This is a genomic window from Candidatus Methanomassiliicoccus intestinalis Issoire-Mx1, from assembly GCF_000404225.1.
In the GTDB taxonomy this organism is placed as follows: domain Archaea; phylum Thermoplasmatota; class Thermoplasmata; order Methanomassiliicoccales; family Methanomassiliicoccaceae; genus Methanomassiliicoccus_A; species Methanomassiliicoccus_A intestinalis.
In genome coordinates this window covers 837,063-854,775 of sequence record NC_021353.1, presented here as the reverse complement: position 1 = coordinate 854,775, position 17,713 = coordinate 837,063, and the positions used below count along the sequence as shown (strand labels likewise).

Annotated in this window: 22 protein-coding genes and 1 tRNA gene; 13 read left to right on the top strand and 10 right to left on the bottom strand. The window is 39.2% G+C overall.

The features are described 5' to 3' along the window. Positions 1-36: 36 nt before the first annotated feature. The 3 genes from H729_RS09440 (at position 37) to H729_RS04080 (ending at position 2,729) form a co-directional block, all read left to right on the top strand. Positions 37-330: a transporter permease gene (locus H729_RS09440; protein ID WP_020448738.1), complete on the top strand. Its 294-nt coding sequence runs from the start codon at positions 37-39 to the stop codon at positions 328-330. After that, positions 306-1,154, top strand: a complete 849-nt coding sequence (locus tag H729_RS04085) for an SLC13 family permease (protein WP_020448737.1) — start codon at positions 306-308, stop codon at positions 1,152-1,154. The genes H729_RS09440 and H729_RS04085 overlap by 25 nt, the downstream gene beginning before the upstream one ends. A gap of 162 nt (positions 1,155-1,316) precedes the next feature. Further along, positions 1,317-2,729 carry an MBL fold metallo-hydrolase gene (locus H729_RS04080; RefSeq protein WP_147554387.1) on the top strand — a complete coding sequence of 471 codons (1,413 nt, stop codon included), beginning with the start codon at positions 1,317-1,319 and terminating at the stop codon, positions 2,727-2,729. Between the two features lie 60 nt (positions 2,730-2,789). Here H729_RS04080 and H729_RS04075 read toward each other — a convergent pair whose 3' ends face one another. Further along, positions 2,790-3,167: a hypothetical protein gene (locus H729_RS04075; RefSeq protein ID WP_147554386.1), complete on the bottom strand. Its 378-nt coding sequence runs from the start codon at positions 3,165-3,167 to the stop codon at positions 2,790-2,792. Positions 3,168-3,302: 135 nt separating this feature from the next. Between H729_RS04075 and H729_RS04070 the strand changes: the two genes are divergently transcribed. Further along, positions 3,303-3,779: a DUF835 domain-containing protein gene (locus tag H729_RS04070; protein WP_020448734.1), complete on the top strand. Its 477-nt coding sequence runs from the start codon at positions 3,303-3,305 to the stop codon at positions 3,777-3,779. Positions 3,780-3,797: 18 nt separating this feature from the next. Here H729_RS04070 and H729_RS04065 read toward each other — a convergent pair. Together H729_RS04065 and speD are read right to left on the bottom strand one after the other, a co-directional pair. Beyond that, a tRNA-Ile gene (locus tag H729_RS04065) sits at positions 3,798-3,872 on the bottom strand. A gap of 146 nt (positions 3,873-4,018) precedes the next feature. Beyond that, positions 4,019-4,441 (bottom strand): S-adenosylmethionine decarboxylase, encoded by a 423-nt coding sequence (gene speD / locus H729_RS04060; protein WP_020448733.1) that lies wholly within the window; start codon positions 4,439-4,441, stop codon positions 4,019-4,021. Positions 4,442-4,614: 173 nt separating this feature from the next. On the opposite strand from speD, the gene hmgA reads away from it, so the two are divergent. Then, the gene (hmgA, locus tag H729_RS04055) at positions 4,615-5,766 is read left to right on the top strand and encodes a hydroxymethylglutaryl-CoA reductase (NADPH) (RefSeq protein WP_020448732.1); all 1,152 of its coding nucleotides are present in this window, start codon (positions 4,615-4,617) and stop codon (positions 5,764-5,766) included. A 22-nt stretch (positions 5,767-5,788) separates the two neighbouring features. Here the strand turns inward: hmgA and H729_RS04050 are convergent, their stop codons facing one another. Genes H729_RS04050 through H729_RS04030 form a run of 5 tightly spaced genes read right to left on the bottom strand, consistent with a single transcriptional unit; the run spans position 5,789 to position 9,023 of the window. After that, positions 5,789-6,325, bottom strand: coding sequence for a 2-oxoacid:acceptor oxidoreductase family protein (locus tag H729_RS04050; protein ID WP_020448731.1), 537 nt, complete (start codon positions 6,323-6,325; stop codon positions 5,789-5,791). Then, complete coding sequence (locus H729_RS04045) at positions 6,318-7,073, bottom strand: thiamine pyrophosphate-dependent enzyme (protein ID WP_020448730.1); 756 nt, start codon at positions 7,071-7,073, stop codon at positions 6,318-6,320. The genes H729_RS04050 and H729_RS04045 overlap by 8 nt, the downstream gene beginning before the upstream one ends. Continuing rightward, entirely contained in the window at positions 7,074-8,135 is a 1,062-nt protein-coding gene (locus H729_RS04040; RefSeq protein ID WP_020448729.1) for a 3-methyl-2-oxobutanoate dehydrogenase subunit VorB, read from the bottom strand. It lies immediately after the preceding gene. Between the two features lies 1 nt (position 8,136). Continuing rightward, positions 8,137-8,346, bottom strand: coding sequence for a 4Fe-4S dicluster domain-containing protein (locus H729_RS04035; protein WP_020448728.1), 210 nt, complete (start codon positions 8,344-8,346; stop codon positions 8,137-8,139). A 23-nt stretch (positions 8,347-8,369) separates the two neighbouring features. Next, positions 8,370-9,023: a hypothetical protein gene (locus tag H729_RS04030; RefSeq protein ID WP_020448727.1), complete on the bottom strand. Its 654-nt coding sequence runs from the start codon at positions 9,021-9,023 to the stop codon at positions 8,370-8,372. A 126-nt stretch (positions 9,024-9,149) separates the two neighbouring features. Between H729_RS04030 and H729_RS04025 the strand changes: the two genes are divergently transcribed. Genes H729_RS04025 through hypD form a run of 4 tightly spaced genes read left to right on the top strand, consistent with a single transcriptional unit; the run spans position 9,150 to position 12,868 of the window. Beyond that, a complete protein-coding gene (locus H729_RS04025) occupies positions 9,150-9,734 on the top strand; it encodes a helix-turn-helix domain-containing protein (protein ID WP_020448726.1) in 585 nt (194 codons plus the stop codon). After that, entirely contained in the window at positions 9,731-11,362 is a 1,632-nt protein-coding gene (locus tag H729_RS04020; protein WP_020448725.1) for an AMP-binding protein, read from the top strand. Before H729_RS04025 ends, H729_RS04020 begins: the two co-directional genes overlap by 4 nt. Positions 11,363-11,409: 47 nt before the next feature. Next, a complete protein-coding gene (gene hypA / locus H729_RS04015; protein WP_052312417.1) occupies positions 11,410-11,802 on the top strand; it encodes a hydrogenase maturation nickel metallochaperone HypA in 393 nt (130 codons plus the stop codon). Further along, the gene (hypD, locus tag H729_RS04010) at positions 11,795-12,868 is read left to right on the top strand and encodes a hydrogenase formation protein HypD (protein WP_020448723.1); all 1,074 of its coding nucleotides are present in this window, start codon (positions 11,795-11,797) and stop codon (positions 12,866-12,868) included. The genes hypA and hypD overlap by 8 nt, the downstream gene beginning before the upstream one ends. A 206-nt stretch (positions 12,869-13,074) precedes the next feature. Here hypD and H729_RS04005 read toward each other — a convergent pair whose 3' ends face one another. Further along, on the bottom strand, positions 13,075-13,341 hold the full coding sequence (locus H729_RS04005) for a TfoX/Sxy family protein (RefSeq protein WP_020448722.1): 267 nt from the start codon (positions 13,339-13,341) through the stop codon (positions 13,075-13,077). Positions 13,342-13,454: 113 nt separating this feature from the next. Between H729_RS04005 and H729_RS04000 the strand changes: the two genes are divergently transcribed. From H729_RS04000 to H729_RS03990, 3 genes are all read left to right on the top strand, one after another. Continuing rightward, entirely contained in the window at positions 13,455-13,907 is a 453-nt protein-coding gene (locus H729_RS04000; protein ID WP_020448721.1) for a ferritin-like domain-containing protein, read from the top strand. 378 nt (positions 13,908-14,285) lie between these two features. Beyond that, complete coding sequence (locus H729_RS03995) at positions 14,286-14,879, top strand: DUF1638 domain-containing protein (RefSeq protein WP_236608652.1); 594 nt, start codon at positions 14,286-14,288, stop codon at positions 14,877-14,879. Positions 14,880-14,963: 84 nt separating this feature from the next. Then, positions 14,964-16,373 carry a DEAD/DEAH box helicase gene (locus tag H729_RS03990; RefSeq protein ID WP_020448719.1) on the top strand — a complete coding sequence of 470 codons (1,410 nt, stop codon included), beginning with the start codon at positions 14,964-14,966 and terminating at the stop codon, positions 16,371-16,373. A 346-nt stretch (positions 16,374-16,719) separates the two neighbouring features. On the opposite strand, the gene H729_RS03985 is transcribed toward H729_RS03990, so the two are convergent. After that, positions 16,720-17,052: a hypothetical protein gene (locus tag H729_RS03985; protein ID WP_020448718.1), complete on the bottom strand. Its 333-nt coding sequence runs from the start codon at positions 17,050-17,052 to the stop codon at positions 16,720-16,722. A 498-nt stretch (positions 17,053-17,550) separates the two neighbouring features. Between H729_RS03985 and H729_RS10285 the strand changes: the two genes are divergently transcribed. After that, complete coding sequence (locus H729_RS10285) at positions 17,551-17,709, top strand: DUF3096 domain-containing protein (RefSeq protein ID WP_020448717.1); 159 nt, start codon at positions 17,551-17,553, stop codon at positions 17,707-17,709. Positions 17,710-17,713 lie beyond the last annotated feature (4 nt).

The window sequence follows — 17,713 nt, the reverse complement described above, 5'->3', positions numbered from 1 at the left end:
AGCATAAGGTTCTGAGACTAGCCTGGTGTATCAACGATGGCCGCTAATGTGCAGAGTATTAAATCAATGATGAAAAACGAAAGCCTGCTGATAATTGCAGCAGTACTCGCACTAGTCTCCATGTTTTTTGCGTCATCAGATGTTGTATATTCCGAACATGTTGATTTGAAGGTTATCGTTCTTTTGTTCTGCCTGATGGCATGTGTTGCTGGTTTGAATGAATCTGGTGTTTTTCAATCACTGTTTTCAAAGCTAACAGCTAAAACAGTTAGTGTAAGAAAACTTTCTCTGATGCTGATTTTGGTATGTTTTTTTCATCAATGGTTATAACCAATGACATCACGTTGATAACATTCGTACCGCTTACCATGATGTTCTTAAAATGCATAGGTTCGCGGAGAGTGATATTTATAATCGTCATGGAGACAATTGCTGCAAATTTAGGAAGCATTGTCACTCCAATGGGAAATCCGCACAACATATTCCTATATTCATACTATGACATGAGCTTAGAGACATTTCTGTCAACAATCATTCCTTTTGCAGTATTCAGTTTTATATTAATTGTCATTACAGTTCTGCTGCTAAAAGACTATAAAATCGATGCATCAATAACATATACGGATAAGCGTCCAGATAAGTTAAAAACAGCAAAATACGTCATTCTTTTTATAATTTCGATATTAGCAGTGATAAATGTAATAGATTACGTTGTTTGTTTATTATTGGTATTGATTGTTCTACTCCTTACAGATAGATCTGTATTCAGAAAGGTTGATTATTCTCTACTTCTAACATTTGTATTCTTCTTCATATTTTCAGCAAACATTGGAAGCATTGAGGAAATAAATCACTACATAGTACAAACAATTGAAGGGCGAGAATTGGCTACGTCAATACTTCTATCTCAAGTTATAAGCAATGTTCCAACTGCAGTAATGCTAGCACCATTTACATCCAATGGAATTGGGCTTCTTGTTGGAACAAACCTTGGAGGATTAGGAACTCCTATAGCATCCTTAGCTAGTCTGATTTCATATAGATTATATACCACACTAAGACGAAATGAAAAAATAGACTACCTAAAGACGTTTTTTGTCCTAAATATCTCATTCCTATTGATTTTGATAGTCTTTGCGACAATTATCATGTAAAAAGAAATGCAGCCCATATATACTGCATTAGAAAAATAGGTGCGTGTTGATTTTCAGCTGACAATGTGATTAAATAGTTATTCAGAATTCGGTAATCTGCATCTCAGATGTGCATGTGTAAATATGGCATCAAATATGAAAACTCAGACATTTATTACTAGAATGCCGGATAAGCCAGGAGCATTTATGCTCGCCACAAAGGTCATTACGAAGCACAACGGAAATATAATCAGAGTTAGTTATAATAAAGCCGTAGACTTTCACATGCTATTTGTTGAAGTTAGAGCTGATGAAGAAGCACTTAATGAGATTACGAAAGAGCTTCTCAAAATTGGATATCTGGAAAATGATGTTAGCGAATCCAGAGTTATAGTGGTTAATATCAAAATGAAGGATGAGCCTGGAAGTCTTTATCCAGTATTGAAAATTCTAGATAGGTATGACATAAACATATCATACATTAACTCAAACGAAGAAGACGGTAAATTTCAAAACTTTAAAATGGGATTACTTATCGAAAACCCAGCATTAATAAAATGCGTTCTTGATGACATAAGCGAGATATATCCTATTGATATTATCAACTATGCCGAAGAAGAGCCTAACCTGGATAATACCATATTCTACATAAGAATGGGAAATGAAATTCAAAAACTGTTTAATTTAGGAACTGATAAAACTATGGAATTCATCTGCGAATCCAACAGAGTTTTCCAGATGCTGCAGGACCGTGGGGAAACACCCAATAAAGTTTTCGAATATGTTCTTCATTTAGCAAAGTTCATGTCTCGATATCGTGGAGAAAATTTTAATCCAGACATAACCAAACATCAGATTACAGATAAGATAACGCTCCATGTAATAGAACCCCCTTGTGGCAGCAATACATATATTCTTGATAATGGCAAGGATCTGCTGTTTATAGACACGGGTTTTGCGATATATTCTGATGAAATGATGAGCATATTCAGAACCATGTTTGAAAATTTCGATTCTCGTAACAAGAAAATTCTGATAACTCACGCAGATGTGGATCATTGTGGGCTTCTGTCAGTAATCGATGCTGATATATACCTTAACGAAAAAAGTGCTCAGAGTCTTCAGAAACAAAGTCAGAATTTAATGGATTACCGGGAAGAGAATATCTTTTGTCTTGGATACAGCCGGTTAAGCAGAATTTTCTCAAATTATGTTCCCCCGGATTCGTCCAGGTTTATAATTATTGGAGAGAATGTACCAGAAGAACACAGAGAATTATTGAGAATCGGTTCTGTATCTTTTGGAGATTTGACACTGGAAGTTTATGAAGGCAGCGGCGGTCACTTGTATGGGGAAATGGTATTCCTCTGTCGCGATCCTTGGATCTTGTTTACTGGCGATATATATGTAAATGTCAAAGGCCTTACAAAAGAAAGATCAGAATTCAATTCGCTAGCTCCTTACTTGATGACCAGCGTAAATGTAAACTCTGAATTTGCAAAAGAAATGCGCAAAGCAGTTTTTGAGTTAATTCCTGAAGGACAAGAGAGTATGATATGTAGCGGTCATGGATCAATAGAGACGATAACTAAATGATGTTTAAAATATACACTACCACATAAGAAAAAGATAAATAAAAAAGAGTAAAAGGAATCGTTAATCCTTTTCCCATACATCTGATGGAAGACTTGAATACAAGTCTACAAATTCATTGTTTTCAGGTTCATTACATTCAGAGCTTCCATTCAAGAGCTTTATTATTAAATCAGATCTTAAAATCCAAGAACGTTTGCAATTATTTAGACTGGGTGAATCTGCTGAACGATGGATGGAAGAGACAATGCCAACCTCATCTAATTTGTAAAAAGCATCTCGGTCGTGAGAACCCAGACATCGATCATCTACACTTTTTCGATCATAGAAAAACTCGATGATGAAATCTGTCAATTCTATTACATCTAGATCAAATTTATCTGTTTTCTGTGTCAGTACCTTGTTCAATACGATGGTTAATTCCTCTCTCGTAATTTGCATAATTAACATTATTTGAGATTCACATTTAAATATATTTTTGCTCAAAAGTTACATTTCATTTAAAATTGATAGAGCATTTAATTTTTACAGTATGTTTTATATAGAACTACTTCCAAAAGACAATCTCAGATAAAAATGTCCGGAATGAATAAAGGATTGTTCTACTTATTCGAAGAAAGAGTGCCTCTGAGAATGCATCAAACATTGAGAAAAGAGCTCGGCGAGGGAAGGAGAGTTCTATACATATCTAAAAACTCACCGAGACTGCTGGAGACCCAACTAGAATTTGAAGAAGGGTTGCTTGATGCTAGATGGTTGTCTCCAAGACCGTTTGCAGACTGCGTTCCGCCGATGAATCTGAAAATGTTTGAAGATGTCGTGTATGAATTTTTACAAGAGAATCCAGACGGAATAATCGCCATCAACGGCCTTGATGTCATGGAGATGTGGAACAGCTTTCATCCCATTATCGATATGCTGTCAAGACTGAGGGATAGAATTAATGTTGGCAACAACAACATGGTTATGAGCCTGGATCCTAAGAACTTCTATCCACCGAAACTGGAAATGCTAGAGAGCATAACGGATGAGATCATCTCAAGCTATGCATAAAGTAAGTATGAAAAATAGTGGACCCACAGAGATTTGAACTCTAGACCTTCCGGTTATCAGCCGGACGCACCAACCAGGCTATGCTATGGGTCCGTGTAGAGAAAAGGGAAGACGGACATCTATTTAACTTTTTTGTTATCCAACCGGTTTGAAATGCTTCAGCTTACTGCAGTTTTGATGGAGTTGGAACATAAAAAGGTAATAAAAGAAATGAAAAGGCATTGCTGCCTTGATGTTAGTTACTTACGGAATATGACCGAATAATCAACTTCTGTGCCGCCAAAGTAGTCCATACAGAATTTAGCTGCTTTCTTAGGAGGATATTCTTTACAAGAGAACACATCAATAAATGCCTTATTAGTATCTTCTGCAAAATGACCAGAAATCATGGATGTTTCAATTAATTGCGCAAGTGAGTATCCTTGCACCTTTGGGTCTGCACCAAAACGTACTACGATTGGATCTCCAAAGCGTTTCATTTTAATATACTCGCAGAGGTCAATAGCAAACTGAGTGATTATCTCTTTGCTTCTAATCTTTTCTGGATCGCAACCGCTGATGTCCAGAGAAGTGAGCAATCCCCATTCGCCACCCTCTTTGAATTTTTCGATTATCAAGTCATCATCCATATTCTGGGTCAATTTGAAGGTCATTGTGTTCATTGTGACACCTCACAATAGTGTTAGGAGGAGAGGCAAGAGAACCCAGTATTTTAAGTTATTTTTACATTATAACGGTTTTGACACAAGAAATCGTGCATACATTGAGAATGCTTACTAAATCTGGGTGTCAATACAGGAGAATTCATAACTGTTTACGCAGTTTAGGGAAACGAATGACCAATGCTGGGCTTAAAAACAAAGGAAAGACAAATGATGATATGAATGAAAGGCGAATTGCCGCTGAAGAGTATGCGAATGTATCCCTTTCAAACATAGGATCGATATCTTTTGATGCCATAGCCGCTGAAAAGAATGTAGAAAACATGATAGGCGCCATACAGATTCCTCTTGGATATGTGGGGCCCTACAAAATAAACGGCGATTATGCCAGTGGGGAGTTTCTTGTTCCAATGGCTACGACAGAGGGAGCATTAATTGCTTCTGTAAACCGTGGATGCTCCGTAATTTCGAAATCAGGAGGAGCTTATGCCAAAGTAGTACATGATGAAATGACAAGAGCACCTGTTTTCCGCACTGAAAATATTAGTCATGCAGTCAAAGTGTCTGACTGGATAAATGAAAATTTTGACAGGATAAAGAATGTTGCAGAATCTACCACGTCTCATGGAAAACTTGTTTCAATAAATTCGTTTCCTGCAGGGCGATCCTTGCATGTAAGGTTTGCATACAGCACAGGAGATGCCATGGGAATGAATATGGCAACGATAGCCACTGAAGCTGCTTCTAAGCTCATTGAAGATGAAACGGGAGCTGTGATGATCTCAGTTTCTGGGAACATGTGCACAGACAAGAAGCCGGCAGCCATAAACAGTATATTGGGAAGAGGAAAAACTGTAGTTGCAGATGCAACCATTCCTAAAGATATTCTTGAAGAAAAAATGCATACTACGGCTCAGGCGGTTGCAGAAACATGCTTCAGAAAATGTGCATTGGGAAGTGCTATGGCAGGATCCCTTGGACAGAACGCTCATGCGGCTAACATGGTTGCTGCATTATACATCGCCACTGGACAGGATCCAGCTCAAGTAGTGGAAGGAAGTTTATGCATGACATCCTGTGAAGACATTGGTGATGATTTGTACATTTCAGTGAGAATGCCTGCAATAGAAGTAGGCAGCGTAGGCGGAGGCACTAAACTGCCATGCCAAAAAGAAGCTTTAGATCTGATCGGCTGCGCAGGATCTGGAAAATCCAAAAAATTGGCTGAAATTGTGGCTTCAGTCGTTCTTGCAGGAGAGCTTTCCACTCTGTGTGCTCAGGCTGCAGGACATCTTGGAAAAGCGCATAGCAGATTAGGAAGATAAAATATAAAACGAGGAGGGGAGCTCAGCTCTCCATCCCTACTTTGACAGCGCCACGGTTTGAGTCTATCAATTTCTCTTTCTTAGGCGGTACACTTTTTAAAATACCTTTATCAAGAGAGTTTTCTGTACAGAATTTGATCTCAGAAAACAGCTTTCCAACCATGATCATATTTGCCATACCTTTGAAGCCACTGTCTTCTGCGATTTTAGTTGCTGGAATATATATCGTCTTAACATCAGTACGTTCAACTTTTCTATCAATTAAAGAGCTGTCAACAAGGATAATCCCGCCTGGAACGACAGCGTCCACAAATTTATCCAGTGATGGAAGATTCATAGCAATCAATACATCAGGAGTTACTACTTGTGGAGATCCTATCGGAGTATTGCTTAGACACACACTGCAATTGGCAGTTCCTCCACGCATTTCCGGACCATATGAAGGGAGCCAAGAGACTTCCATGCTGTCCATTAGACCCGCATAAGCAATAACCTTACCAGCAAATAAGATACCCTGACCGCCGAATCCTGCCAGCAGAATATTTGTAGATTTACTCATGAGAATCACCCTCTTTGATATCTTTATAGACCCCGAGTGGATAGTATGGTAGCATATTCTGCCTCAGCCATTCTAATGCATCCCTAGGAGCCAGACCCCAATTTGTAGGACAGGATGAAATTACTTCTACGATTGAGTAACCAAGACCTTCCATCTGATATTCGAAGGCTTTTTTTATGGCTTTTTTAGCAGTTCTCACATTTTTGACACAGTCAACTGTAACTCTCTGAGCCAGAGCGACTCCATCCAGAGTGGATAGCATCTCACAGACTCTTATTGGATAACCCGCGGTTTTTACATCTCGTCCATAGGGTGTTGTTTGTGTCACCTGTCCTGGAAGGCTTGTTGGGGCCATCTGACCTCCAGTCATTCCATAAATCGCATTATTGATAAAAATCACCGTGATGTTTTCCCCACGTGTCGCTGCATGGACCGTTTCTGCAGTTCCAATAGCTGCGAGGTCTCCATCTCCCTGATATGTAAATACAATATGGTCTGGATCCACACGTTTTATTCCTGTAGCAACTGCAGGAGCACGCCCGTGAGCAGCTTCTACCATATCACAATTGAAATAATCATATGCAAACACAGAACAACCAACTGGAGCTATTCCGATTGTTCTGCCTTCTATTCCAAGATCGTCAATTGATTCTGCAATGAGCCTGTGTACAATTCCATGAGTGCAGCCCGGACAGTAGTGAAGCGGAACATCCGCCATTGCATGAGGTTTGGAAAATAATACCGCCATTTAGATACCTCCCATGATTTTTTTGATTTCGTTAAGAACTTCAGCCGGCGTAGGAATTATTCCTCCTGTTCTTCCAAAGAAATTGACTGGTCTTCTGCCATTTACTGCTAATCTAACGTCATCTACCATCTGACCCATGCTCATTTCTACACAAAGGAATGATTTTACCTGATCCATATTTTTCTCAATATAATCAACCGGATACGGCCAAAGTGTAATCGGCCTTATCATCCCTACCTTTATTCCTTCAGCTCTTGCCATATCAATAGCACTGCGGGAAACACGAGATGATGCCCCATATGCAACGATTATCAGTTCAGCATCATCGGTAAGATACTCTTCAGCCCGCTGCTCAGTTTTATGAATATGATCATATTTCGCATATCTTTCATGCAGAAGGCTCTCCAGCTCAGGAGGGTTTATGTAAAGCGAATTAATCACATTGTGTTTTCTCTGGTCTTTATGACCATTTGTTGCCCATAGTTTTTCAGGGAGACACTCCACAGATTTTTCAGGGAGAGATACTGGCTCCATCATCTGTCCAAGCATTCCGTCTGATAAAATCATTACTGGCATTCTATATTTATCCCCTAAGTCAAAGGCATCTGAAACCAAGTCTACCATCTCTTGAACTGTAGAAGGTGCAAGAACAAGCACATGAAAATCTCCATGGCCGGTTGAACGGGTGGCTTGCCAATAATCTGCCTGAGATGGTTGAATACCGCCTAATCCTGGGCCGGCACGCTGAACATTGATTATGAGAGCTGGAAGATCTGAGCCTGCAAGATACGAAATTCCCTCTGATTTTAGGCTTATTCCCGGAGAGCTGGAAGAAGTCATAACTCTTGCTCCGGCAGCGGCAGCTCCCAGAACCATGTTGATTGCAGAGACTTCTGACTCAGCCTGCAGATATGTTCCTCCGACTTTGGGCATTCTTTTAGCCATGTATGCTGCAACCTCAGTCTGAGGAGTGATAGGATATCCAAAGAAATGTCTGCAGCCTGCTGAGATGGCTGCTTCGGCCAAAGCTTCATTTCCTTTCATTAGAACACGTTCGGACACTTCAGTCACCTTCCACAGTTATTGCCACATCAGGACACATCATTGCACAAGAACGACATCCAGTACATTGAGATGAATCTGTCAGGTGAGCGGGGTGGTATCCCTTGCTGTTAATCTTGTCTTTTGCAAGAATGATCAAGCCACGAGGACATGCGTCGATGCACAGTTCACAGCCTTTGCAAATGTTTTCACTAACGATAATTGTAGGCATGTTTCAATCCCTCAATTTTAATATTATTCCCAAAGCGTTTTTACATAAACGTCAATCGGATATAAATATTCGATTTCTCTAAGATCCTTTGCGAGATACCTAGGAGCAGTTGTAAAAAGAAGCGGAATACATAGCTGCTTTGCGGTTTCCTTTGCATAATCTATAGACTCTAGAATTGTTTGTTTTGTAGTTTCCTGTTTCAGATGAGAATTATTGACTATTCCGGTAGCTTTCAACCTGCAGGCAGATTCTATATCGTGCAGCATTTGTACAGATTCTTCTGGTGAAGCGGTCATGACTCTATGCTTATTAATGACGTACAACATCTGATAACCACAGGATTCTATCTGTTTTGAGAATCTGCCTAGTACCGTAGAGCCAACATCATCTCCACCCACATCTATGATAACATCTCCATCAAACTCAAAAATAGAATATATCTCTGCAGGAAGAGAAGGAAGATCAAGATTTGTATGTCCAAAATTTGGAGCTATTATGCGGACCCCAGCATTTTTAATAAGATCGGCATAATCTGAAGACCTAAAATATGGATTTACAATATCAAGGTCTACCAGTATAACAGGGGAGCCTTTTTTTGCAGTGTCTAAAGCCATGTTGATTGCGAGGTTTGTCTTCCCGCACCCATAATGGCCACATATTAACTTGATGTTAGCCATTCAGACCCTCATAAATTCCTGCCAGCATTGTCATACCTGAATATATAACATCTTACGTGAACTGAAAAAATCTACAAAAATCTTGATTATCTTTTTATCGGGGAACGACATGTCGAAAAGGAGAATATGGAGCCGAAAATTGCTGAAATCGCCGAAAGAATTCGCGCTTTACGCGAAATGTTGGGTTTAAGCTACGAAGAAATGGCAGAATCTACTGAAGTTAGTATTGATGACTACGTAGCTAGTGAATCGGGATCTAGAGATTTTACATTTACATTCTTGTACAAATGTGCCGAAAAGTTCGGAGTAGATATTATTGAGATTATGACCGGGGAAAACCCGCATCTCAGCGGATATACTGTTGTCAGAGGTGGAAATGGTCTTTCTATAAAGAGAAGAGCCGGTTTTGAATACAACCATCTGGCAGCACATTTCAAGAATAAACTTGCAGAGCCTTTCCTAGTAAAAGCTCCATACAGAGAAGAAGAACAGAATAAACCGATTTCCATGTCAATGCATGAAGGGCAAGAATTTGATTACATTCTGAGCGGGAGCTTGAAGTTCGTGCATGAAGGTCATGTTGAAGAATTAAATGAAGGGGATTCCGTATTTTACGACTCTGGAAAAAAGCATGGCATGATTGCTACCAGCAAAGGTGGCTGCGTATTCTTAGCAGTGGTTATAAAAGAGAAGGAGGACGAAAACAGATGAGAAATATAAACCTCCGCTACGTTGAAGAAGAATATGATGAAAAAGGCATCCTCACAAAGCTTAATGTGAAATGCCCTGAGAATTTTAATTTCGGATATGATATCGTAGATGATATTGCAATAAATGATCCTGACCGCCGGGCCATGCTATGGTGTCATGAAAACGGTGAAGAAAGGACTTTTACATTTGGAGATATTAAAAAATACTCTGACAAAACGGCTAACTTTCTCAAGAGCATTGGCATAGGAAAAGGAGACGCGGTAATTGTTATCCTTAAACACAGCTATCAATACTGGTTTACTGCCGTAGCACTACATAAGCTCGGAGCAATTATGATTCCTGCTACCTTCATGCTCACAAAGCATGATGTAGAATATCGTATCAACGCTGCAACGGTTAAAGCGGCTATTTGTGTAAATGATGTTGCTGATGCATTTGACAGCGCTGAGAATTGTCCATCTCTAGAGACAAAGATAATTGTCGGAGATAAACGTGAAGGCTGGTATAACTTTGATGAGTGTGTAGAAGCTGCATCGGATGAGCTAGAGAGAGTACCGACTAAATCTACAGACATTATGCTTGTCTATTTTTCATCAGGTACAACTGGATATCCAAAGATGGTTGTCCATGATTTCTCATACCCACTGGGGCACATATTAACCGCCAAACACTGGCAGAACGTAGATCCGGATGGTCTTCATTTTACAATAGCTGATACTGGCTGGGCAAAAACTGCATGGGGGAAGATATATGGTCAATGGATTATGGAATCTGGAATTTTCGTATATGAATATGAGAAGTTCATTCCAGCGGATATCTTATCACTTATATCAAAGCATAAAATCTCTACACTCTGCTGCCCACCAACCATGTTCAGGATGTTTATCAATGAAGGATTGGAAAAATTCGATTTATCATCATTAAAGCATACAGCCATAGCTGGAGAAGCTCTGAATCCAGATGTATTTTATAATTGGTATAAGGCCACTGGTCTGAAGTTAATGGAAGGATTCGGCCAAACTGAAACGACCCCGATTGTCTGCAACCTGAGAGGAACAGAACCAAAGCCAGGATCCATGGGAAAACCATCTCCGCAGTATACCGTTGATATTATTGACGGCGAAGGAAAAAGCTGCCCGCCGGGTGAGACTGGAGAGATCGTCGTTAAACTATACAACCCAAGACCTCCAGGACTAATGGTATGTTACTACAGGGATGAAGCCAAAACTGCAGAGGCCTGCGAAGGTGGATGGCATCATACAGGAGATACTGCCTGGCGTGACGAAGACGGTTATATTTGGTACATAGGTAGAAATGATGATGTCATCAAGTCTTCCGGATATAGAATTGGACCATTTGAGATTGAGAGTGTTCTTGTGAAGCACCCGGCAGTTCTTGAATGTGCCATTACTGGAGTTCCAGACCCAGTGAGAGGGCAGATTGTTAAAGCAACAGTAGTGCTGAGAAAGGGATTCGAACCAAACGATGCTCTCAAAAAAGAACTTCAGACGTTCGTTAAAAGAGAGACGGCTCCGTATAAATATCCCAGAGCTGTTGAATTTGTAGACGAACTTCCGAAAACCATAAGCGGAAAGATAAGACGCGTAGAAATTCGCGAGGGGAAATAACCTCCCCTCGTGCAATCTATATATACTGACTTTCCGATTGAGCAACAGTGCATGAAGTATCTGTGATGTCCAGCATAATAGAAGCTGTATTAAAAGAACTAAACAAATATGACATAGAATCTGTAGAGGAAGTTTATCTCACAGTAGGCGAAATGACATATTTAGGGTCTGAACAGCTGGAATTTGCATATGAGATTCTCACGCAGGACAGCATTCTTAAAGGATCTAAACTTGTGATTGAGACTGAAAAAATAGAGGTAATGTGTAATAACTGCGGCTATACGGGCGGTATCAAATATCTTGAGAGTGGGGAAGAAGATGAAAGCTATCATACCCAGCTACCTATAATCTCATGCCCACAATGCTCAAGTCAGGTTGAAGTTGTCAAAGGTCGTAGCTGTGTCGTTAAGTCTGTAAAGGCGGTGGAAAGAGATGTTTAAACTCAGAGATGAAGACGCGGCCAAAAAAATAATTGAACTTATAAAAAAAGAAAACGTGAATCTAAGGTTTATGCATGTGTGTGGCACGCATCAAGACACTCTTGTAAGATTTGGAATAGAACAGATGCTTAAAGACACTGGTGTGGAGATTCGCCAGGGTCCAGGCTGTCCAGTCTGCGTTACCACTGCAGACGAGATTGCTGATGCAATAACTCTTGCTAACTCCGGCGTAACGATTGCAGTATTTGGAGACATGATGAAGGTTCCAACACCAATAGGCTCTTTGGCAGATGCTAAGTCTAACGGTGCAGATGTTAGAATTGTTTATTCCATAGAAGACGCAGTAAGACTGTCTTCTGAAGTAGATAAAATGGTATTCATGGCAATAGGCTTTGAGACCACTAGCCCAACAACTGCAGCTGTAATGGTTGAAGATCTTCCTGAGAATTTTTCTGTATATTCCTGTCACCGCATTCTACTGCCAGCACTGCAGGCGATAATAAACATGGGAGAATTCCACATAGACGGATTAATTGAACCTGGACATGTTGCTGTAATAACAGGAACCAAGATATTTGATGAATTCTCTGTAAAATATAACATACCGCAAGTCGTCACAGGATTTGAACCCCTCGATCTATTAATGGCCACATATATGCTTGTAAAACAGATTAAAGAAGGCAGAGCTGATGTTGAAAACGAATACAAAAGACTAGTGAAGCCTGAAGGAAATGTCAAAGCATTCAACCTTGTAAACGAAGTCTTCAAACCGGTTGACAGGGCATGGAGAGGATTCCCGATGATACCTTTGAGCGCCTATGACTTAAGAGAAAAATATGATGATCATAATGCCAGAAAGATTTATGAGGACCTTTTGTCAAAGCGCGCTCCTGTAAAGGAAGAAATCGGTGGCTGCAGATGTGGGGAAATGCTCAGAGGAATTATCGACCCTGAACAATGTCCAGCATTTGGTAAGGCTTGCAATCCTAGATATCCCATGGGGCCCTGCATGGTTTCCAGGGAAGGCGGATGCAATATTGCGTTCAGATATCACGGAAAACTTTAACCATATACGAAATCATAATGCCCATGCGCATTATGAAATTAATTTTTTATTTTCACTATGATGACAACTGAGCAATACAAAAGCCAATTCTAGAGTTTATTTTAGAAAAAACTCATCATATGCTTCCCATAATCATTGTTAAACTTAAGCAGTCTTTTATTCAAAGTCAAATGATGCCAGATCAATAAATCAAGATTGTTTCATGCCTAGTCATTGCAGTGACAATTCTCATCATAAAACTGTTTTAGATCTTTTTTCACATCAATTGGAAGATCGTGCCACCTTATGCCTCTTATGCCCCCCTCTAAAGCGCATAAACGGTTATAACATGCAGAATCATCCATTTTCTTGATCAGCAGCCATGCACGTTTGCTACCGATATCGCAAAGTTCATCAATTGTATTGATACCGATCAGATTGAGCTGTTGTTCAACAACCTTCCCAATGTTTTTGAGACTGCGCAATTCTCCCATTGTCCAAACCATTCCTTGATACGTGATTATGTCACTTCAATTGAAAAGACTTTACATGACAAGCTGTCGAAAAGGAAAAAGTTCAAGTTCATAGTGTTACAAAAGAGTTAGAGATGACTCAAGAGAGAAATGATATCAAAGAAGGCGCTGGTTCAGAAAAAATGAAGGCTATGCTCAATGATGCTATCGCTGGTGAGCTGCAAGTCAGCATCCAGTATATGTGGCAGCATGTTGTGTGGAAAAAGCCAGAAGGGTACACTGCAAACGACGAAATAAAAAGAATTGCAATCGTAGAGATGAAACATGCAGAAATGATTGCAGAGAGACTGAATTATCTAGGTGGAATTCCAACAACAAAACCCTACGAAATCGTCCTAGGCGGAGAAGACATTCACGAACAGCTTAAACAAGATCAAGAAGCTGAAGAACGTACCATTAAGCTATATAATGATATAATTGAATTAGCTGTCAATGAGCATGATGTAACGACCAGACATCTTTTCGAGAGGATCCTCGAAGAAGAGGAAGAGCACCATGATTTCTTTACATCATTCTTGGATGATTAAAAAAGCTGATTGAACACACTCTACACATGGGCTTCGGTCAATCTACAAAGAGATCCAGATTCAATGGTTAAGATGCATAATGCATCCATTGAACTCTGGATTCTCAAATTTGTACAAATTGTAATCCAGCATTTAATTTAAGGTTATTATTTGATGATGTGATTAAAACAACAAACATGTATCAAAAAAATGTGAATTATATATCGGTATGATGGTTATGTGAATCACATCCCATAATGTTGTTTTGATTTACCTGGTATCTAAGTTTATAATTTTCAGTTACTCTGAGAAATACCCCATAATTAAGATTAAGAAAATAATATCATCTATGTATGCAATGTCTGGTGTATGAGACTTGGAATTGTCGCGTGTGACATCTTGAAAAAAGAGATAGAATATTTGGTAGCTGACGATCCAGACTTTGTCAAAAAAGAATATTTAGAATTCAGTCTCCATGTCTATCCAGACGAAATGAAATCAAAGATTGTAGAAGTAATCGATGATGTTAAAAAGGATGTTGATGGCATTTTAATAGGATATGCAGTCTGTCAGGCTTTAGAAAACTTTACTGATGAATTGGATATTCCAGCGATGATGATTGAGGGTGTTGACTGTATTGAAGCAGTCTTGGGGCCTGAAGAATATAAAAATGAAAAGAAGATATGTACAGGCACTTGGTTCAGCACGCCTGGATGGGCAGAAATAGGAAAAGAAGGCATCATAAAAGAATTACATTTGAACGAACTTGAGGATCAAGGGTATTCAGCAGACTTTTTTTTAGATGTGGTTTTTGACTCATATTCAAGATGTTTATATGTTGATACCGGAGTAGACAGCGATGGATCTTATAGAGAATTATCGGAAAAATTTGCTGATGAGTTGGGATTTAAGCATGAATGTAGAAAAGGAAGCATATCCAACATCGAAAAAGCCATAAGTGGACTTAAGAAATTAGTATCAGAAAAAACATGATACAATGTTTTATATGGACTCTGCTTATCCTGCTTCATAGTTTCCTCCAGATGACAGGAGACGATACTTATCGTGTGATGAATTATGCTTAAAACTTTCGAATCATTGGGTATTGACGACCGTATACTTGATGCAATAAGAAGTATGGACTGGGAAGAACCGTCTCCAGTCCAGATCGCTACAATACCCGTCATTCTTGAAGGGCATGACATAATCGGACAGGCTCAAACAGGTACAGGAAAAACTGCAGCATTTGGTATCCCATTGCTACAGATGATTGAACCTAAGAAGAAGCCGTCGGCCCTGATATTATGCCCTACAAGAGAGCTTGCAGTTCAGGTTTCTGAAGAAATGAAAAGATTGGGAGAGTACGTTTCCCTAAGGATTCTATCAGTCTATGGTGGAGCCGGGATCGAACCCCAGATAAATGCCATGCGACAGGGAGTCGACATAGTTGTCGGAACACCCGGAAGAGTTATTGATCATCTTCACAGAGGCACTCTTGATCTTGCTGAAATAAAATACATGGTACTGGATGAAGCAGACAGAATGTTAGACATGGGATTTATTGATGATATAAAGTATGTTCTTTCAAAGCTTCCGAAAAACCACCAGACACTGTTGTTCTCAGCAACTATGCCTAGTGAAATACATGCTCTTAGCGAGAAATATATGAAAGATCCTCAGACGATTTCAGTATCTGAAGACATATTAGTTCTTCCTAATACAGAACAAATGTACGTCCCAATAGGCAGAAGAAATAAAATTTGGGCTCTCTGTAGAATTCTTGAGGCTAACAAACCTAAAACAATTGTATTTGCACAAACAAAATTCATAGTAGATATGATTGAAAAAAGATTGAAATCCTATGGATACCCAGTGGCGGCGATTCATGGAGATCTTTCCCAATCCAAAAGAGAAAGGGTTCTAAAAGATTTTAGATCAGGTAAAACAAACATCCTGATAGCAACTGATGTGGCTGCGAGAGGATTAGATATCGAAGGAGTTGTGATGGTTGTCAATTATGACATTCCAGATAGCCCTGAAACATATGTCCACCGCATAGGTCGTACTGGAAGAGCAGGTAAAGAAGGAAGAGCCATAACATTCGTATCTTCGGATGAGATGCACCTTCTTGAGGCCGTAGAAGCATTTACAGAGACAAAAATTCCTAAGTTTGAAGTTCCAACCACAACTGAAAAAACAAATGCAAACGTGCATGAGGTGCTTGACTTTGACGAGATGGCAGATATTTTCGGAATGGTCAATATTGAAATATCAGCTGGATGCTCTACTGGAACTACTACCAATGAGATTTTAGAGCTCCTGATAAGAAAAGCCAGAATAAGTGAGATGATGATTGGAAAAATAACGATTGGAGCTAAAACATCCGTAATAGAATTGCATAAAAGTGTCGCTATGCGTGCAATTAGATCTCTAAACCAGATGAACTTTAAAGGAAAACGGTTAGGTGCAAGACCATATAAGAGCTGAGTTATTGCATATAACTCACTCTTCAATCAATAAAAATGAAGCTTCGGCGAGGGTAATACGCAGTGAGACAGCTACAGATCTTCACTGCGAATCCCACATAATCCAAATTATACTCCAGATATATTTAGAATGTTGACATAGTTTCAAAAGAACGCATTCTGTAACATATGAGCGACTTTCTTTATGCAGTAAACTACTACAAACCGCATAAAGATCTACGAAGAATCGCAAAGTGAGAAAACAAGCAGCATAAACTGATCGTTATGCTGAAATCTCACATATGACTGCATTGCGATTATAAACAATAAGGACGTTCAGCTAGTCATTATTGAAAAATCAGTTTTGCTTATCTCCACTTTGAATAACGATCAAGTAGTGTGCAGGTATCGTCAGCAGCAATTTTATCAATTACACCTTCTGCTTCAATACTGCGGATATATTCTTTAGTTTCTCTTACTGATACTCTGGACGCTTTGGCAATGATATTTGCTACAACGGTAGGAATCATTGATTTGTCCATTGGTGATGCATTCAGTATCTCTCTTAAATCATATTTGAATGGTCCGAGTCTATGAAGGTTTAGCATAGAAGTCCTTGGAGTCTGATTCTTAGGACGCTTCTTAGAGGATTGCTGTTTACGATCATTGCCGAACTTATTGTATGCTGTATTCGATGCCAATATGTTGTCTCCAGAAAGGAAGAGTATCCGTTAGATACTTAAATATTGTGTGATGACCTGGCTTAGCCTTAGATGATTACCAGATTATATTCTGTTCAGAAGATCTTAGTCTAGTAACACACAACAGCAATTTGGTATATACGAGATCCAGTTTAGACTATTTTAATACAATTTCATCATTGAAGAGTTCATGAAGTGGTGTTGATATGTTGTAAAGGTGTTGATCATGGAGAGTAATATGATCTTGTGAACTATACATATTACAGATATGTGCTTGAAAATAGTTCGCAACCTCGTTCTGATAGGTTGTGTTTGCAATAATCAGGCACATTCTACCAAGCTGGCCCCTTAGTACATTTAACAGCATTTGCTACATAGCAAACTAATCATATTTGAAATTGAAAAACATACTGATATCGCTGTTATAACGCCAATATCATTATTTTTCGTTATGAAATCACAATGAGATTATCAACTGTACTTAGAGATTAACAAGATATGAATTCTAGTTTGTGGTTGGCGATCATAGCCATAATATTTGGTATATTAGTCATCGTATTCAGAGATCTGCTTAATTGGATCGTAGGAATTTTTTTGATAGTGTGGGGGCTGTGGACGTTTTATGAAAAGTATGTTTCAAAAAAAGAAGATGAATGAAGGA

What these genes read in the sequence shown, in the direction of transcription:
- H729_RS09440 (WP_020448738.1), top strand. Translation starts at nt 37, where the DNA reads ATGGCCGCTAATGTGCAGAGTATTAAATCAATGATGAAAAACGAAAGC.
- H729_RS04085 (WP_020448737.1), top strand. Translation starts at nt 306, where the DNA reads ATGTTTTTTTCATCAATGGTTATAACCAATGACATCACGTTGATAACA.
- H729_RS04080 (WP_147554387.1), top strand. Translation starts at nt 1,317, where the DNA reads ATGCCGGATAAGCCAGGAGCATTTATGCTCGCCACAAAGGTCATTACG.
- H729_RS04075 (WP_147554386.1), bottom strand. Translation starts at nt 3,167, where the DNA reads ATGCAAATTACGAGAGAGGAATTAACCATCGTATTGAACAAGGTACTG.
- H729_RS04070 (WP_020448734.1), top strand. Translation starts at nt 3,303, where the DNA reads ATGTCCGGAATGAATAAAGGATTGTTCTACTTATTCGAAGAAAGAGTG.
- speD (WP_020448733.1), bottom strand. Translation starts at nt 4,441, where the DNA reads ATGAACACAATGACCTTCAAATTGACCCAGAATATGGATGATGACTTG.
- hmgA (WP_020448732.1), top strand. Translation starts at nt 4,615, where the DNA reads ATGACCAATGCTGGGCTTAAAAACAAAGGAAAGACAAATGATGATATG.
- H729_RS04050 (WP_020448731.1), bottom strand. Translation starts at nt 6,325, where the DNA reads ATGAGTAAATCTACAAATATTCTGCTGGCAGGATTCGGCGGTCAGGGT.
- H729_RS04045 (WP_020448730.1), bottom strand. Translation starts at nt 7,073, where the DNA reads ATGGCGGTATTATTTTCCAAACCTCATGCAATGGCGGATGTTCCGCTT.
- H729_RS04035 (WP_020448728.1), bottom strand. Translation starts at nt 8,346, where the DNA reads ATGCCTACAATTATCGTTAGTGAAAACATTTGCAAAGGCTGTGAACTG.
- H729_RS04030 (WP_020448727.1), bottom strand. Translation starts at nt 9,023, where the DNA reads ATGGCTAACATCAAGTTAATATGTGGCCATTATGGGTGCGGGAAGACA.
- H729_RS04025 (WP_020448726.1), top strand. Translation starts at nt 9,150, where the DNA reads ATGGAGCCGAAAATTGCTGAAATCGCCGAAAGAATTCGCGCTTTACGC.
- H729_RS04020 (WP_020448725.1), top strand. Translation starts at nt 9,731, where the DNA reads ATGAGAAATATAAACCTCCGCTACGTTGAAGAAGAATATGATGAAAAA.
- hypD (WP_020448723.1), top strand. Translation starts at nt 11,795, where the DNA reads ATGTTTAAACTCAGAGATGAAGACGCGGCCAAAAAAATAATTGAACTT.
- H729_RS04005 (WP_020448722.1), bottom strand. Translation starts at nt 13,341, where the DNA reads ATGGGAGAATTGCGCAGTCTCAAAAACATTGGGAAGGTTGTTGAACAA.
- H729_RS04000 (WP_020448721.1), top strand. Translation starts at nt 13,455, where the DNA reads ATGACTCAAGAGAGAAATGATATCAAAGAAGGCGCTGGTTCAGAAAAA.
- H729_RS03990 (WP_020448719.1), top strand. Translation starts at nt 14,964, where the DNA reads ATGCTTAAAACTTTCGAATCATTGGGTATTGACGACCGTATACTTGAT.
- H729_RS10285 (WP_020448717.1), top strand. Translation starts at nt 17,551, where the DNA reads ATGAATTCTAGTTTGTGGTTGGCGATCATAGCCATAATATTTGGTATA.